Annotated in this window: 17 protein-coding genes; 7 read left to right on the forward strand and 10 right to left on the reverse strand. The window is 31.6% G+C overall.

Going from position 1 to position 16534, the window contains the following annotated elements; all coding sequences use genetic code 11:
* Nucleotides 1-12 precede the first annotated feature (12 nt).
* The 8 genes from WNY60_RS10190 to WNY60_RS10225 all read right to left on the reverse strand — a co-directional run bounded on the left by WNY60_RS10190 (nt 13) and on the right by WNY60_RS10225 (nt 8981).
* Nucleotides 13-2703 carry a sensor histidine kinase gene (locus tag WNY60_RS10190; protein WP_342862299.1) on the reverse strand — a complete coding sequence of 897 codons (2691 nt, stop codon included), beginning with the start codon at nt 2701-2703 and terminating at the stop codon, nt 13-15.
* Nucleotides 2696-2890 carry a hypothetical protein gene (locus tag WNY60_RS10195; protein ID WP_145001462.1) on the reverse strand — a complete coding sequence of 65 codons (195 nt, stop codon included), beginning with the start codon at nt 2888-2890 and terminating at the stop codon, nt 2696-2698. The genes WNY60_RS10190 and WNY60_RS10195 overlap by 8 nt, the downstream gene beginning before the upstream one ends.
* Nucleotides 2891-3057: 167 nt before the next feature.
* Complete coding sequence (locus WNY60_RS10200; protein ID WP_342862300.1) at nt 3058-4824, reverse strand: sodium:solute symporter family protein; 1767 nt, start codon at nt 4822-4824, stop codon at nt 3058-3060.
* A 30-nt stretch (nt 4825-4854) separates the two neighbouring features.
* Complete coding sequence (locus WNY60_RS10205) at nt 4855-5115, reverse strand: DUF4212 domain-containing protein (protein WP_090838695.1); 261 nt, start codon at nt 5113-5115, stop codon at nt 4855-4857.
* Between the two features lie 12 nt (nt 5116-5127).
* The gene (locus WNY60_RS10210; protein ID WP_342862301.1) at nt 5128-6375 is read right to left on the reverse strand and encodes a hypothetical protein; all 1248 of its coding nucleotides are present in this window, start codon (nt 6373-6375) and stop codon (nt 5128-5130) included.
* A 106-nt stretch (nt 6376-6481) separates the two neighbouring features.
* A complete protein-coding gene (locus WNY60_RS10215; RefSeq protein WP_145001459.1) occupies nt 6482-6901 on the reverse strand; it encodes a helix-turn-helix domain-containing protein in 420 nt (139 codons plus the stop codon).
* Between the two features lie 158 nt (nt 6902-7059).
* Entirely contained in the window at nt 7060-7413 is a 354-nt protein-coding gene (locus WNY60_RS10220; RefSeq protein WP_145001458.1) for a DUF779 domain-containing protein, read from the reverse strand.
* Nucleotides 7414-7481: 68 nt separating this feature from the next.
* Nucleotides 7482-8981, reverse strand: a complete 1500-nt coding sequence (locus WNY60_RS10225; protein ID WP_342862302.1) for an aldehyde dehydrogenase family protein — start codon at nt 8979-8981, stop codon at nt 7482-7484.
* Between the two features lie 173 nt (nt 8982-9154).
* Here WNY60_RS10225 and WNY60_RS10230 point away from each other — a divergent pair, with 173 nt between their 5' ends.
* A complete protein-coding gene (locus WNY60_RS10230; RefSeq protein WP_342862303.1) occupies nt 9155-10075 on the forward strand; it encodes an AraC family transcriptional regulator in 921 nt (306 codons plus the stop codon).
* A gap of 131 nt (nt 10076-10206) precedes the next feature.
* On the opposite strand, the gene WNY60_RS10235 is transcribed toward WNY60_RS10230, so the two are convergent.
* Together WNY60_RS10235 and WNY60_RS10240 are read right to left on the reverse strand one after the other, a co-directional pair.
* Nucleotides 10207-10851 (reverse strand): hypothetical protein, encoded by a 645-nt coding sequence (locus tag WNY60_RS10235; RefSeq protein WP_342862304.1) that lies wholly within the window; start codon nt 10849-10851, stop codon nt 10207-10209.
* Nucleotides 10852-10961: 110 nt separating this feature from the next.
* Complete coding sequence (locus tag WNY60_RS10240; RefSeq protein WP_342862305.1) at nt 10962-12338, reverse strand: alanine/glycine:cation symporter family protein; 1377 nt, start codon at nt 12336-12338, stop codon at nt 10962-10964.
* A 64-nt stretch (nt 12339-12402) separates the two neighbouring features.
* Between WNY60_RS10240 and WNY60_RS10245 the strand changes: the two genes are divergently transcribed.
* The 6 genes from WNY60_RS10245 to WNY60_RS10270 all read left to right on the forward strand — a co-directional run bounded on the left by WNY60_RS10245 (nt 12403) and on the right by WNY60_RS10270 (nt 16523).
* Nucleotides 12403-13491, forward strand: a complete 1089-nt coding sequence (locus WNY60_RS10245; RefSeq protein WP_339809497.1) for a heparan-alpha-glucosaminide N-acetyltransferase domain-containing protein — start codon at nt 12403-12405, stop codon at nt 13489-13491.
* A gap of 85 nt (nt 13492-13576) precedes the next feature.
* Nucleotides 13577-14140 (forward strand): TetR/AcrR family transcriptional regulator, encoded by a 564-nt coding sequence (locus WNY60_RS10250; protein WP_339809496.1) that lies wholly within the window; start codon nt 13577-13579, stop codon nt 14138-14140.
* A gap of 74 nt (nt 14141-14214) precedes the next feature.
* Nucleotides 14215-14766 (forward strand): carboxymuconolactone decarboxylase family protein, encoded by a 552-nt coding sequence (locus WNY60_RS10255; protein WP_145001451.1) that lies wholly within the window; start codon nt 14215-14217, stop codon nt 14764-14766.
* A 95-nt stretch (nt 14767-14861) separates the two neighbouring features.
* Entirely contained in the window at nt 14862-15176 is a 315-nt protein-coding gene (locus WNY60_RS10260) for an EthD family reductase (RefSeq protein WP_342862307.1), read from the forward strand.
* A gap of 2 nt (nt 15177-15178) precedes the next feature.
* Entirely contained in the window at nt 15179-15826 is a 648-nt protein-coding gene (locus WNY60_RS10265) for a DsbA family oxidoreductase (RefSeq protein WP_342862308.1), read from the forward strand.
* Between the two features lie 34 nt (nt 15827-15860).
* Complete coding sequence (locus tag WNY60_RS10270) at nt 15861-16523, forward strand: peroxiredoxin-like family protein (RefSeq protein ID WP_339809493.1); 663 nt, start codon at nt 15861-15863, stop codon at nt 16521-16523.
* The last annotated feature ends 11 nt before the right edge of the window (nt 16524-16534 follow it).

A 16534-nucleotide genomic window follows, 5' to 3' on the forward strand; every position in this document is an offset into this window, starting at 1 on the left:
TATGACAACAATTTACTTAAAAGGTATGGTAAAAACAAGCGTTGCGCCATTTTTAACGTCCTTTTTTGCCCAAATTTTTCCGTTATGCTTTTCTACAATTTGTTTTGTAATTGCTAAACCTAATCCACTACCTTGTGGTTTGATGGTATTTTGGTGTTTTGACTGGTAAAATTTATCAAAAATAAACTTATGATCTTCTTCCGGAATCCCTTTACCATTGTCTGTTACAGAGATTTCTACCATTTGATTTCCTAGCTTATAATCTATTTCAATAATGCCTGTTTTTTGATTGCAAAATTTGATTGCATTAGATAATAAATTAATTAAAACCTGAAGAATGCGATCCTCGTCATATCTAGTACTAAATGTATGTGGATTATTATTAATTATTTTAACCTCTTTTTTGGCTGCAATCTGAGAGATACTGCTAATAGCTTGGTGGATTGTTTTTTGAATATCGTGATATTGTAAGTCTAAATGTAAACGACCAGTTTCAAGCTTTTCAAAATCTAATATATTATGTATTAACCGTCCTAAACGGTCGGTATCTTGCAAGATGTTTTTTAAAAACTGAGCTTTAATGTCTTTTGGCATATCATCGTCATCATCCATTAATAGTTCGGTTGCAGCTCTAATACCTGTAATTGGAGTTTTAAGCTCATGTGCAACTGTATCTAAAAACTCGTCTTTTTGTTTGTCTTTGCTAATTAATTCTTGATTTGCATCTTTTAATTTTGAAGACAGTTGAGACAATTCGTTAGATTTTTCTAGAAGTACCTTGTTGCTAACAATGTTTTCTTTAGACTCTTCCAAAATCTTCAATACTTCTACTAAGCTAATTTGTTCTTCTTTTACAACGCTGGCAATTAATATTTTAGCTGAAGCCGAACCAATACTTCCTGTTAACAGTTTTTCTGAAAAATTAATTAATCTTGCATCTGCCAATTGGGTGTCTTGAGGCAACTTATATTTTGTGAAGAAAATGTTTAATGCTCGAGTGGCTCTTTTTTCACCTAAAAAACGAATTAATACATTTTTAATATCTGCGACATGTGCTTCACCTTTCCAGACCAAAGCACTATCCTGAAGTGTTGTAAAATTATTACTATCCACAAACATCTCAGCATAATTACGTTCTCTATAATTTCCTTTAGACGTTAATGAAAACACCAAGTAACTCATAATATTAAATGTCATACTCCAGAAAAACGCATGTGCTGGTGGACTTAAAAAATCGATACCAAATAAAGCATAAGGTTTTAAAGCTGAAATACCGAATAAACCTAACTGAGTAAAATCATCCGTACCTGTATACGCTTGTAATGTAAACGGTAAGACTAAAGTATAAATTGCTATAAAAAAACCAAGAAGTATACCTGTAATTGCTGCTTTAGATGCTCCTCTATTCCAATATAATCCTATAAAAAATGAAGGTGCTAACTGTGATATTATTACAAATGAAATTAACCCTATGGAGTACAACGATAATTCTTTTGAAAAAGAAACATAAAAGAAATAAGCCGAAATTATAATAGTAAAAATAGAAATACGACGAATGTTCTTAATGTATTTGGAATTTCGTTCCGGTTGATTTTTAATAAACTTATCTAAAAAACCATAAGGAATAATCAAGTTGTTACTCACCATTGTAGACAATGCCAAGGTTGATACAATAACCATTGATATTACAGCCGAAAAACCACCTAAAAAAACTAGTGTTGCTAGAAAAGAATTTCCGTTTTCTAATGGTATTAACAGTGAGTAATACTCTGCATTTTGAGTATCACCAAAAGTTAATTTTCCTGCCCAAGCAATAAAAACAACAAACAGATTAAATAACAATAAATACAATGGAAACAGCCAAATCGCTTTTTTAAGATGTTTTTCTCTATTGTTTTCTAAAACTGAAACCTGAAATTGTCTTGGTAATAAAAATATAGCCATAAAGGATAAGCCTATCAAGAAAAACCAATTAAAACCATCTTCTATTCCACTAAGTGTGGTGAGCTGTTTAAAGTTTTCGGTTACTGAAATTTTCTCGTAAATATCTGTTGTTCCATCAAATAGATAAAACGTGACATAAACACCGATTGCTAAAAAGAAGACTAGTTTTAAAACCGACTCAAAAGCTACTGTAGCAATAATACCTTTATGTTTTTCGGAAGCATCCGCATTTTGAGTCCCAAAAAAAGTAGCGAATATTGCTAATAATAAAGCGACGTAAAAAGTAGAATCGTCAATTACTGCGGTTGATACATAACTGGTATCATCAGACATGATTTCAAACGTTTCTGAAACTGCTTTTAATTGTAGTGAAATGTATGGCAAGGTTCCGAATAAGCAAATAATAGTTACTAAAGCACCAAGAAATCGACTATTACCATAACGTAATGAAATAAAATCTGCAATAGATGATATTTTATGTTGTTTAGAAATCCTAATAATCTTTCTAAGCACTACAATCCACAAAGGTGCTGCTATAACAGGTCCTAAATAAATTGGTAAAAAATTGATTCCTGAATTTGCTGCGATACCAACACTTCCGTAATACGTCCATGCCGAACAATAGACTGCTAATGATAACGTATACACATAGGGATTATTAACCCATTTGCTCTGTCGTTTTTTTTCAGCAAGAAAAGCAATGTAAAATAACACTGCTAAATAGATGATAATTATGGCTATTAATGCGTAATTATTCATAGTGACGTTTTAATACGATATATGAAATAACAATAGATACTAACCAAATTGAAAATATTGAAAAATATAAGGTTGGGATTCCAAAAAGGGCACCTTCAAAATTGAAAACTAAAATAAACGGAATATTAAAAATTAAACACAATGCTATTGATAATACCACTAGCTTTTGTTCGTGTCTTTTTTTCATTTGGTTAATTGGTTTTGCTTTCCGCGAAAGCGAAAAAATTATGATGTTACTAATATAAGAAAATCAGCACTACAATTTGTAATGCTGACTTTCTAACTAACTAAATTAAAATTAAGCTCAATATATTTTCGCTTTCGCGGAAAAATACTCAGACAGAACTCAACATTTTAATGATCTTGAGCTTCTCCAGCTCCTGAAGGGATTCTAATACTTTCAACCATATCTTGTACATCTTGAGGTGGTGCAGGTGTTAATCTAGAAACCACTAATGATATTACTACATTTACACACATTGCAATTGTACCAAATCCTTCTGGAGATGTATCAAACCACCAATCTGCACTTGTACCACCACCAAACATATTTAGTTTAAATTTCATCATATAAAATAGCATTAAAACAATACCTACAACCATACCGGAAATGGCACCTTGACTATTCATACGTTTATCAAATATTCCTAAAATAATAGCAGGAAAAAAGGAGGCTGCTGCAAGACCAAATGCCAGCGCGACGACTGCAGCTACAAAGCCTGGCGGATTAATACCAAAGTAACCTGCAATTAAAATAGCTATAAAAATAGCTATTCTAGCCACTTTTAATTCGTCTTTATCAGAAATATCTGGTTTTAATTGCTTTTTAACTAAATCATGAGACACAGATGTAGAAATTACCAGTAATAATCCTGCTGCTGTAGATAATGCTGCTGCCAAACCTCCTGCTGCCACTAAACCAATAACCCAATTAGGCAGGTTTGCAATCTCTGGGTTTGCCAATACCATAATATCTCTATCTACATATAGCTCGTTTGAAGCATCACTTACATTAGCTACTATACGCTCTCCACTTGCGCCTCGTGCATCTGTATATTCTGGTTTTTTACCTGATAAAGCATCTCCAGCAACATATTGAATTTTTCCATCTCCATTTTTATCAGACCATGCTATCAATCCTGTATTCTCCCAATTTTTAAACCATTCTGGGATTTCTTTATATTCTTTATTACTAACCGTTTCTATTAAATTAGTTCTAGAAAACACTGCAATTGCAGGTGCTGTAGTATATAAAATAGCGATTAAAAATAATGCATAACCTGCAGATTTACGTGCATCTTTTACTTTTGGTACTGTAAAAAAACGCACAATTACGTGTGGTAATCCTGCAGTACCTGTCATTAATGCCAGTGTAATTGCAAACACATCCCAAGTAGATTTTGTTCCGCTGGTGTATTCGTTAAAACCTAGTTGTGTGTGTAAAGTGTCTAATTTATCTAATAAAAATGCACCACCTTCTACCTTACTTCCCATACCTATTTGCGGAATAATATTTCCGGTCATTTGCATTGATATAAAAAAGGCAGGCACCATAAAAGCAAATATTAACACACAATATTGTGCGACTTGTGTATAGGTTATACCTTTCATTCCTCCTAATAAAGCAAAGGTTAAAACCACTGCCATACCAATAGCAACTCCAATATTAATATCCACTTGTAAAAACTGAGAAAATACAATACCAACACCTCGCATTTGTCCTGCAACGTAAGTAAATGATACAATTAATGCACAAATTACCGCTACCGTTCTTGCTGTGTTTGAGTAATATCTATCTCCAATAAAATCTGGCACTGTAAACTTACCAAACTTACGCAAATATGGTGCTAATAATAAAGCTAAAAGCACATATCCACCTGTCCAACCCATTAAGTAAACAGAACCATCATAACCTGAAAAGGAAATAATACCAGCCATACTAATAAAAGAGGCTGCACTCATCCAATCGGCTGCTGTTGCCATACCATTTGCTAACGGAGAAACACCTCCACCAGCAACATAAAATTCTTTAGTTGAGCCTGCTCTTGCCCAAATTGCGATTCCAAAATATAAGGCAAAAGTAAGTCCTACTAATAACCATGTCCAAAATTGTACACTCATAATATTATAGTTTTAAGTTATTAGTTTAGACTACTCGTCAAAACCGTATTTTTTATCTAGTTTATTCATTAATCTTACATACACGAAAATTAAAATTACGAATACATAAATGGATCCTTGTTGGGCAAACCAAAAGCCTAGTTTAAAGCCTCCTAGTCTAAATTGGTCTAATTCTTCTCTAAATAAAATGCCACATCCAAAGGACACTACAAACCATATGACAAGCAATATTGCTAGGTATTTAATGTTTTCTTTCCAGTACGCTGACGCGTGTTTTTGTTTATCACTCATAGTTGTTAGTTTTTATAGATAAATCATTGCTTGAAGCGAAATAGTATTTGCATCTAATGCTCCAAATTCTTGATTTGTATATTCTAAAGTTAATTTTGAATTATGTCCACTCATATACGCATTTACACCAATACCTAAAGTAGATCTATTATCACTTACAGCATCATAACTATGTGTACCGTAACTTACATAAGGTTGAAACCTTGTTTTTGCAACATCACCTTTAAATACATAACCAACATGACCGTAAATCATGCTTCCTGTACCATAAGCACTGTATAAATAATCTTTACCATAATCACTGTTTTGATATACTGCATAAGCAGTAATTGCGCTTCCGTTATCACCAAGAGGCGCATCATAAAAAGCATCTACTGCAAAGATGGAAACATCCTCACCTTCTAAGTTAGGTGTTAATGCTGTACCTGTGTCTATTACTGATCCTTTTGGATGCAAGAAAAACCCTGCTCCGACATTAAAAATCTTTTTTCCGCCTAAATAACTTCCCACTTTATAAGGCAGAAAATTAGACTCTTGATCTAAGAAATTATAATCAAAATAACCTGCATATGTTTTACCTGCATCTTTAGAACCTAAAGTAGCACGACCATTATAAACTGCTTCGCCACCTGCAACAGCAGTACGCGCATCTAACGATGATACAGAAGCATCATTAATAGCTACGCGATATTGAAGTTTATCAAATTTACCTTTTGCAAAAACACCCAAATGACGTGCAAATTGATCTGACAAGCCAATAGTTGCCCATGATTGTCGGTTGTTATCCAAGGTCATCATGTTAAGCGTGCTTTGATTATTTAATCTAGAAATCCCATTAAAATAGTGTAAACCTCCACCAACTGTATGGTCTTTGCCTAAATTGTATTGTGCCCAAACATCATGAAAAAAGAGTTGAGAACCATCTCCTTTTCCAGTAGGACTTAATGTAGAACTTGTTAAACTGTTTAATCCGAAGTGTGTTACGATTAAAAAGTCTTTATTAATTTGTGCAAACATTAAAATACGAGCACGACGCAAATTAAAATTTAATTTACTGTTCTCGTTTCCGTTAGCATCAAAAGTGTCATCTGTGTTATAATTAGCTTGGACTTGCGCCCAAGAAATAAGCCGAAGATATTTAGAACCATCTTCGTTAAACTTAAACTTAAGACCTCCATCGTAATCGGGAGAGCCTTGAGCTGTCATTAATTGAAAGGACATTAAAAAGAGTCCTACCAATAATACGGTTGTTTTTTTCATTGTTTTAAGGATTAATTAGTAGTTAATTGGTTTTGTGTGCACTACTAAGCTCTTAAAAACAATGTGTTAACAAAAAATTAATATATTTTTTTGTTAATTTATTATACTAATCTTTAAAGCGTTCCCATTTAATCAACATGAATTTATCTCCTAACTCAGTAACTACAACGCCTGCACCTTTTATATTTTTTGAATCACTAAAATAAATAGCTAACTCTGATGCGTTTAAAATCTTATATGTTGGGTGGTAATTGGAATTGTATGGGCGTTTTATGTTGTACTTTTTTACCCAATTCATGATGCTTACATGAGAAATTCCTAAAATGCGTTCAATTTCCCGATAGGTTAAGCCTTCTAAGTATAACTGTAACGATTTATTAACGTAGTAGTCGTCTATCTTCTTACCTATTTTATTAACAGAGAAGAAATAGTTACATTTTTTGCACTTATAACGTTGCCTATCATTAACAATTCCGCTTTTAATGTAATGGTCTGATCCACAATTTGGGCACAAATCTACTGTCATATATATTAATTTAGCATAAATATATCAATTTAGCAATATAATATACACGCATTCGTTAATTATTTAAATATTACCCATAAAAAAAGCTTTAAAATAGCGAATAACACTAATTTTTAAAGCTTAAAATATTAAAATGATAATAGAACTAATTTACAGTATTACTTATTAAAAAACGCGTCTTCAGTTTTAGTTAATAATCTTGAATGAATTAAAAATCGTAAACCTAACGGAATCTCCAAAGAGAAACTAGCTCCTCGACCTTCTGTTATATCCACCGTTAAATGCGTGTGTTTCCAATATTCAAATTGGTCTTGATTCATATAAAAATTAACACCATTTAAAGTTCCTAAAAGGATATCGCTTTCATCTAAATACAAATCGCCTTTTTCGAATAACATAGGTGCAGAACCATCACAACAGCCTCCACTTTGATGAAAAATTAAATCACCATGTTTTGTTTTCAATTGTTCTAATACTTTTGCTGCCTCTTCTGTGATTACTACTCTTTCCATAATTTAAAGTTATTAAAAAAGGCTGAATTATAATATAAATCAGCCTTTATGCTATTAATTTATTTCTACTAAAAGAAACCTAATTTGTTTTTATCGTAAGAGATTAACATATTTTTAGTTTGACGATAGTAATTAAGCATCATCACATGGTTTTCTCTACCAAATCCAGATTTTTTATAACCTCCAAATGGTGCATGTGCTGGGTAGGCGTGGTAACAATTTACCCAAACACGACCAGCTTTAATCGCTCTTGGTATTTGGTATAATTGGTGTGCATCTCTAGTCCACACTCCTGCTCCCAGCCCATAAAGTGTATCGTTAGCAATTTCTATTGCTTCTGCTTCATCTTTAAATTTTGTAACGCAAGCTACAGGACCAAAAATTTCTTCTTGAAAAACTCTCATTTTATTATGTCCTTCTAAAATAGTTGGCTGAATATAAAATCCATTTGCCAAATCTCCTTCTAATTTTTTGGCGTCACCTCCTGTTAATACTTTTGCTCCTTCGTCTTTACCAATTTTAAAATAAGATTGTATTTTTTGGTATTGATCGTTAGATGCTTGTGCACCAACCATTGTATTAACATCGTAAGGATTATCTTGTACAATTGCATTTGTGCGCTCAATAACACGCTCCATAAACGCATCATAAATATCTTCTTGTACTAAAATTCTAGAAGGACAAGTACAAACTTCACCTTGATTAAAGGCAAACAAAACTGCACCTTCAATAGCTTTGTCTAAATACGCATCGTCTGCGTCCATTACAGAATTAAAAAATACATTTGGTGATTTACCTCCTAATTCCATAGTTACAGGGTTTAAGTTTTTAGAGGCGTATTGCATAATTAATTGACCTGTTGTGGTTTCTCCTGTAAAAGCAACCTTATCTACTTTAGGGCTTGATGCTAAAGGTTTACCAGCTTCTGGTCCAAAACCATGTACAATATTTACAACTCCTGGAGGAAATACATCTGCAATTTTCTCCATTAATAAAGTTGCAGAAGATGGTGTTTGTTCGGCTGGTTTTAAAACCACACAGTTACCAGTTACTAAAGCTGGAGGTAACTTCCAGGATAGCATTAATAATGGAAAGTTCCATGGTATAATTTGTCCAACCACACCTAATGGTTCTTTAATATTCATGGATAGTGTGTGTTGGTCTAACTCGGTTGCACTTCCTTCTTCCGATCTAATACACGCTGCAAAATAACGCCAATGGTCTGCTGCCAAAGGTATGTCTGCATTTAAAGTTTCTCTTATTGGTTTTCCGTTATCGCAAGTTTCAACTAAAGCAAATTCTTCTAAATTGGCTTCAATAATATCTGCTACTTTATTTAACATAGTTGCTCTTTCTGTAGCTGAAGTATTTCCCCAAGCTTCTTTTGCTGCATTAGCTGCATCCAAAGCCATTTCGACATCTTCTTTTTGAGATCTTGGATATTTAGCAATTAAACTATTATCTATTGGAGACGTGTTTTCAAAATATTGACCATCTAACGGTTCTACAAATTTTCCGTTTATAAAATTGCCATATTTCTCTTTAAATTCAGGTTTAGAATAACTCATATAATTTCATGTTAAATTAGTAAATAGATAATTTATTAGTTTAAAAAATAGATTATCTTTAGTTTTGATAAAGTTATTTTATCATATTCTAATTTAATTGAACAGAATTATCATAATCTTGAACATATCTATTATTAACAAATTTATGTTCAAATTTTATTGTAGTATTGAATATGCAGTCCTTATTAAATAACCATAAAAGCAACAGAAAACTGACCACTTTAGTGGAAAACAGAACAACGTATAATGCAGATTATGCCGAGCTTAATATTTTTGAAACTCACGCCTTCGCGGAAAAAGTCTCGTTGACGTTTAACTTCCCGATTATTGCAAGTATGCTAACTGGACAGAAAATTATGCATTTAGATGGTTTTGAAGCTTTTGATTTTTTTCCAGGTGAATCTGTAGTGATGCCAACCAATAAAGAAATGATAATTGATTTTCCGATTGCCACAAAAGAACAACCAACACAATGTTTAGCCTTAGGTATTGATGCTTTTAAAATTAATGAGGTTGTAGAAAAATTTAACCAACAAGTGGCTATTGAAAATGAAAATAATAGTTGGGATTTAAATGAAACCACTTCGCATTTAATAAACAATACAGATGTTAATCATTTAATTGAAAGACTAACCTACACGTTTACTAACAACAACAAATCTAAAGATGTTTTATTAGATTTAATGATACAAGAATTGATTGTTAGGCTACTTCAAACTAAAGCAAAATCTTTAATTATAAACGATCCTAATCAGATTTTTAACGATACTAGAATTGGAACGGTTATTAAATTTATTAAAGACAATTTAACCAATAAAGATATCAGCGTAGACTTATTGGCAAAAAAAGCATACATGAGTACGTCTCACTTCCATAAACAGTTTAAAAACACCTTAGGCATCTCTCCTATTGATTATATAAATTCAGAAAAAATTAAATTTTCTAAAAAACTGATTAAAGAATCTAAAGATTTTAGAATGTCCGAAATTGCATTTAAATCTGGATTTAATAACACCAGTTATTTTAACCGACAGTTTAAAAAAATGGAACTAATGACGCCACAGCAATTTAAGGCTTCAGTAAATAAAATCTAAATGTTTAAGTATATAAAAACCTAGGATGTATTGAATACTATCCTAGGTGAATTTTTAATTTCATAGTTCGTATTAATTAATAAAATATGAGTATATAAATTCTCTACTTTAATAAATAACTAGATTTTGTTTTAGTTTTGGATATTGTAAGAATTTAATTTTTTTATCATCACTGGTGTAGATGAACTAGCATAAACACAAGTTTGTTGTACCAACCCTACCCCTTCGGAATAATGAATTTTACTAACACCATCAAGTGTAGTACCATCTTCAGTTACAATATAATTTTGCATCTCAATACAATTAAAACTTCCTGTGTTAGAGTTAATTATTACTGGTTCCTCAATTGTTTTTCTGTATAAATTTAAGGACGTATTATCACTATTAACTAAATGCTCTGAAAATTCGTTATTAACAAAAAGAACATCGTTATTATCATTAATTAAAGTTCCGTCTACTTCTCGTAAATAGTCAATTTCTTCACCATTTTGAAGATAAAATAAATTAAAACCATCTACTCCACTTGTAGTTGTTTTAATCTTAAAGTATTGCTGTCCAGAAACCTCTTCTGTATCCTCTATGATAACATTTTGGACAATTAAAGTTTCATCGTAATCTTCTGTATCTGAGTTATACTTATAAAATTTATATGTATAAGAATTACCTACTGTTAGTCCGTAAAAATTAAGTTCTAGATTATTCTCTTGAACATCATCTGATGTAGAACAAGAAAAAATAAGTGTAAAAAAGCATGTACATAATAGCAAACGTTTCATAAAATTTAATTTTGGTTAAAGTTAGAAAGTAGTTTTGCTTTATATGCGTATTAATCTTGTGGTTATAAAAGTTAAAACGTAATTTATATTTATTTATTTTAATTTGTAATCTAAATCTCTTTCATCCTTTTAAAATATGATTTAGCTTCTTTTAAAACTTTAGGAGCCAATATTAAAGTTGCTGTCATAGTTGGAATTGCCATTAAAGCAAAAACACCATCAATCAAATTAATCATTAGCGCAAGTGATGTTGTTGCTCCGAGAATTATACTTAAAATGTAAAAATAGTTGTAATAATGTTTGTGTTTATCTCCTATTAAAAACGATAGACATTTTCCGCCATAATAGGCATAAGAAAACAATGATGACACACTAAATATTACAATACAAAGCAATAGTAAATAGCGTCCAAAAGTTGGCATTGCTGCTCCAAAAGCATTAGCTGTTAGGCTAACACCATTAGCTTCTGTAGTTTGCCAAACACCTGTTACTAAAATTGCCAAAGCAGTAAGCGTACAAACTATTAAAGTATCTATTGCTGGTCCTAACATAGCAACTAAACCTTCACGAATAGGCTCGTTGGTTTTTGCAGCTCCATGTGCTAAAGGTGCTGTACCTATACCAGCTTCGTTTGAAAATGCTCCACGTCGGATTCCTAAAACTATCAATCCTCCTAAAAGACCTCCTAAAAAGGCGTCTCCTTTATAATTTTCTGCTGCAAAAGCATCTGTAAATATTAATTTAAAATAAGTTGGCACGACTTCCGCATTAGCGAACAAAATAATAAGTATCAACACAAAATATAACAACACCATACTTGGTACTAATTTGGATGCAACTTTACTTATTCGGTTTAAACCGCCTAAAATTACGATAGATGTTATGATTACTAAAATCACACCAATAATTAAATTAGAGGTAAAATCTACTGTAATTCCATTGGGTTTTAATACAATATCATTTATTGCTTGCGTTAATTGGTTAACGTTAAATACTGGTAATGCTCCAATTAAACCACAAAAACTAAATAAAATTGCTAATGGCTTCCAGTGTTTACCAAGACCTTCCATTATAAAATACATTGGACCACCTTGTGTATTACCTGCACTGTCTTTACCTCTGTACATTATGGCTAAACTAGAGGTGAAAAATTTGGTAGACATACCTACAACTGCACTAATCCACATCCAAAATACTGCTCCTGGTCCTCCAATTGAGATGGCTACTGCAACGCCTGCAATATTTCCCATACCAATGGTAGATGACAATGCTGTGGTTAAGGCTTGAAAATGTGTGATTTCGCCTTCGTCATCCTGATTATCATACTTACCACGTAATATTTGTATGGCATGACCTAAATATCTAAACGGTAAAAACTTAGACAAAATTAGCAGGTATAATCCACCTCCAATTAATAAAATTAGTAGTGGTAAACCCCAAACAAAAGAGGCAAAATCTGCTATAAAGTCATTTATTTTATCATACATATAACTACAAAGTTTTAGACTTTAAATATAACTATTATCTTTACAACCCTAACAAAAATACCATTTGAAACCAACCAGACTTTTTTTTCTTGATGCTGTCAGAGCTTTTGCTATACTAATGATGTTACAAGGTCATTTTATAGACTCGCTTTTAAACCCAATTTATCGGGACACTTCCAATACTATTTATAATATTTGGGCTTATTTTAGAGGGATTACAGCTCCAACCTTTTTTACCATTACAGGTTTAGTATTTGTATTTTTATTATTAAAAGCTAAAGAAAAAGGTACAGAACAAGAGCGAATTAAAAAAGGAATAAATCGAGGCTTACTGCTAATTGTACTAGGTTATGCCTTGCGCTTTTCGTTTATTAGTTTAATGTATGGGCAAGTTAACATGAATTTTTTACAAGTAGATGTCTTACAATGCATAGGTTTATCCTTATTAATTTTAATTTTTTTATTTAAAATAAGTTTTAAAAATGAATGGGTTTTAGCCGCATTATTTTTAATAATAGGCTTTAGTATTTTTGTATCAGAGCCATTATACCGAACCTTAAAAATTGAAAACGCTCCAATATTATTCTCTAATTACTTGAGCATACAACATGGATCGGTATTTACTATAATCCCATGGTTTGGCTACGTTGCTTTTGGTGGTTTTATTGCTGTACTATTTGCTAAATTTGGACATAAAAACAACTACAAACCTATTAAAATTGCTGCCTTTTTAATTATTGGTGTGTTTATGATTTATTATTCTAGTCCAACTTTAAAACTACTAGATAACCTATTTAATTTACCTTTATTTACCAGAAGTGCTAACTACAATTATTTGTTTAGTAGACTTGGAAATGTATTAGTAATCTTTGGGATATTTTACACTTTTGAAACTTATCTTAAACAAGCTATAATTACTAAAATTGGACAGAAAACGTTGTCTATTTATGTGATTCATTTTATGATTATTTATGGTAGTTTTACAGGTTTAAGCTTAAAACACTTTTTTTATAAAAGTTTAAATCCAACCCAAGCTATCCTTGGTGCTATTGTTTTTATGGTGGTTGTGTGCTTTATTTCTTTTTATTATGTGCAAACTAATACCTATTTGTATCATAAGATTCGTAAGCTTTATTTAAAGCTTAAAAACTAAAAAAATGTTAAAAGTTTTTTTATTACTAACCAATCGTTTAGTTTTGTCCTGTAATTAGAAGTTACCGTTTACACGGAAATTAAAAATGGCAAGAACAAAACAATATAACGAAACTGAAGTAGTCGAAAAAGCAATGCATCTTTTTTGGAAAAATGGCTATGAAACTACTTCTATGCAAATGCTTGAGAAAGAAATGGGCATCAACAAGTTTTCAATATATTCTAGTTTTGGTAATAAACATGGTTTGTTTCTGGAAAGTTTAAAGCTATACCGTTCTAATGTCAGTCAGGTTTTGGATAAACTTAAAAAAGGAACACAAGGCGTTGAAGATATTAAACAATTTTTTTACGACTCTGTAAGTTCTAGTTTTAAAAGCGACAACATTAAAGGTTGTTTTGTGACTAATACTTATAATGAGTTTTCTGAAAAAGAAGATGAATGCATTCAGAAGCAAATGAATAGTTTTATGGATAGCTTAAAATCCATTATTATTCAAAAACTTAAGTTGGATACTTCAAAAAACGAAGAAACTATAGCAAAACAAGCTAACTATTTATTACTAGCTAAACACGGGTTAGCAGCAGCATCTAGAGTTAACACAAAAGAAGAAATTGAGGATTATATAGAAATGGTCTTCAAAAATTTATAAACATTTTTTTTACACAATAACTAAACGAACGTTTAGAAAAGATTAACAGAATATTAAAATAAAAACAAAAATTTATGACAACTTTAAAAATTCACAACATCGAAACTGCTCCAGAAGGTAGCAAAGCTTTATTAGAAAACTCTCAAAAAGCATACGGAATGATTCCTGGTTTACATGGTGTTTTAGCAGCTTCTCCTGAATTATTAAAAGCATACCAAGAGTTACACCAATTATTTACAGAAACATCTTTTAATAACGACGAGCTTACTGTGGTATGGCAAACCATTAACGTAGAACATGCTTGTCATTACTGTGTGCCAGCACATACAGGTATTGCTAAAATGATGAAAGTTGATGATGCAATTATTGACGCTTTACGTAATGAAACGCCTCTTGCAGATGCAAAATTAGAAGCACTACGTACTCTAACATTATCTATAACACGTAATCGTGGAAATGTGTCGCAAGCAGATTTAGAAGCTTTTTACGCAGCTGGATATGGTGAGCAACAAGTATTAGAAATAATTTTAGGATTATCTCAAAAAGTAATTAGTAATTACACAAACCACATTGCAAATACACCTGTTGATGAGGCTTTTCAAAAATTTGCTTGGTCAAAAAAATAATCTAGTTTTAAAATTAAAAAACTATAGGTTGATTAATAACTGTAAACCTTCCTCCTTTTTTGAGGAAGGTTTATTAATTTTATAAAAAACAGAATATGATAAAAGTATCCGTAATGTATCCAAACAGTAAAGATGTACAGTTTGATGCAGACTATTATAAAAACACGCACTTACCAATGGTGTCAAAATTAGTTGGTAGCGCTTTAAAAGATTTAGAATTAGACTTAGGCATAGCTAGCAGAGTTCCTGGAGAACTTGCGCCTTACGTAGCTATTGCGCATTTAAAGTTTGACAGTGTGAAGGCTTTTCAAGAGTCCTTTGGACCTCATGCAGAAACTTTTGCTGCAGATGTAAAAAATTATACTAATATTCAGGCTGAACTTCAAATTAGTGAACTAATAACATTTTAATTATGGCAAATAAATTAAAAATAGATATCGTATCTGACGTTGTATGTCCTTGGTGTACCATTGGATACAAGCGTTTAGAAAAAGCAATAAAAGAACTTGGTGTTGAAGATCAATTAGAAATTGAATGGCAGCCATTTGAATTAAATCCAAATATGCCAGCCGAAGGTCAAAATGTTATTGAACATATAGCCGAAAAGTATGGTTCTACATTAGACCAACAAAGAGAATCGCAACAAATGATGACTGATGCTGGTGAAGAACTAGGGTTTAAATTCGATTATTTTGATGAGATGCGAATGGCTAACACCTTTGATGCTCATGTTTTATTAGAATATGCTAAAGACTTCGGAAAGCAAACCGAATTAAAAATGACTTTAACTAAAGCCTTTTTTAGCGATAGAAAAGATGTATCTAAAAGAGATGTTTTAAAAGAAGCCCTTTTAGAAGTTGGTTTAAATGCAGATAAAGCTTTAGCGAAATTAGATAGCGATGAAGCAAAATTGGAAGTAAGAAACAAACAAAACTATTGGAAAAACATGGGTGTAAATTCTGTGCCAACTATTGTTTTTAATCGTAAAAGTGCAGTAACAGGAGCACAACCTGTAGATACTTTTAAACAAGTATTAACGGAGTTAATTGCTGAACAATAAGCGGTTTAATTTTATATTTTTTTAAAAGAAACATATGAGTTCAAATAATAAAGGTGACTTAGATGTATTGTTAGATGAAGTCCGTCAAGCAAGTGCATCTAAATTTACAGACGAAAAGAAAAAAATATATGCAGATGGAATTTCTAGTGTAGCAAACTCTGGAGTATTAGATTCTGCTTTAAAAGTTGGAGACAAAGCGCATAATTTCACTTTAAAAAATGCCTTAAACGAATCGGTTACTTTATACAACGAATTAAAAAACGGACCAGTAGTTTTAACATGGTACAGAGGTGGTTGGTGTCCATATTGCAATATTACTTTGCACGCTTTACAAGAAAAATTACCTGAATTTAAAAAAGAAGGTGCTACACTTTTGGCTTTGACTCCAGAATTGCCAGATAATTCTTTAAGTACTTCAGAAAAAAACAATCTTGAATTTACCGTTTTAAGTGATTTAGAAAACACTATTGGTAAAGCATATGGTGTGGTTTACACTCTAACAGATGATGTTGCTACTATTTATAACGCTGGTTTTGGACTAAACAAAGTTAATGGAGATATTAGTAATACCTTACCTTTAGCTGCAACTTATGTTATAGATACCAACGGAATAATTACTTATGCCTTTTTAGACGCAGATTATACACAGCGTGCAGAACCATCGGAAATATTATCAGCTTTAAAACAATTGAAATAAAAAACGACACT

The sequence above is a fragment of the Olleya sp. AS48 genome (genome assembly GCF_038900355.1).
Taxonomy (GTDB): Bacteria; Bacteroidota; Bacteroidia; order Flavobacteriales; family Flavobacteriaceae; genus Olleya.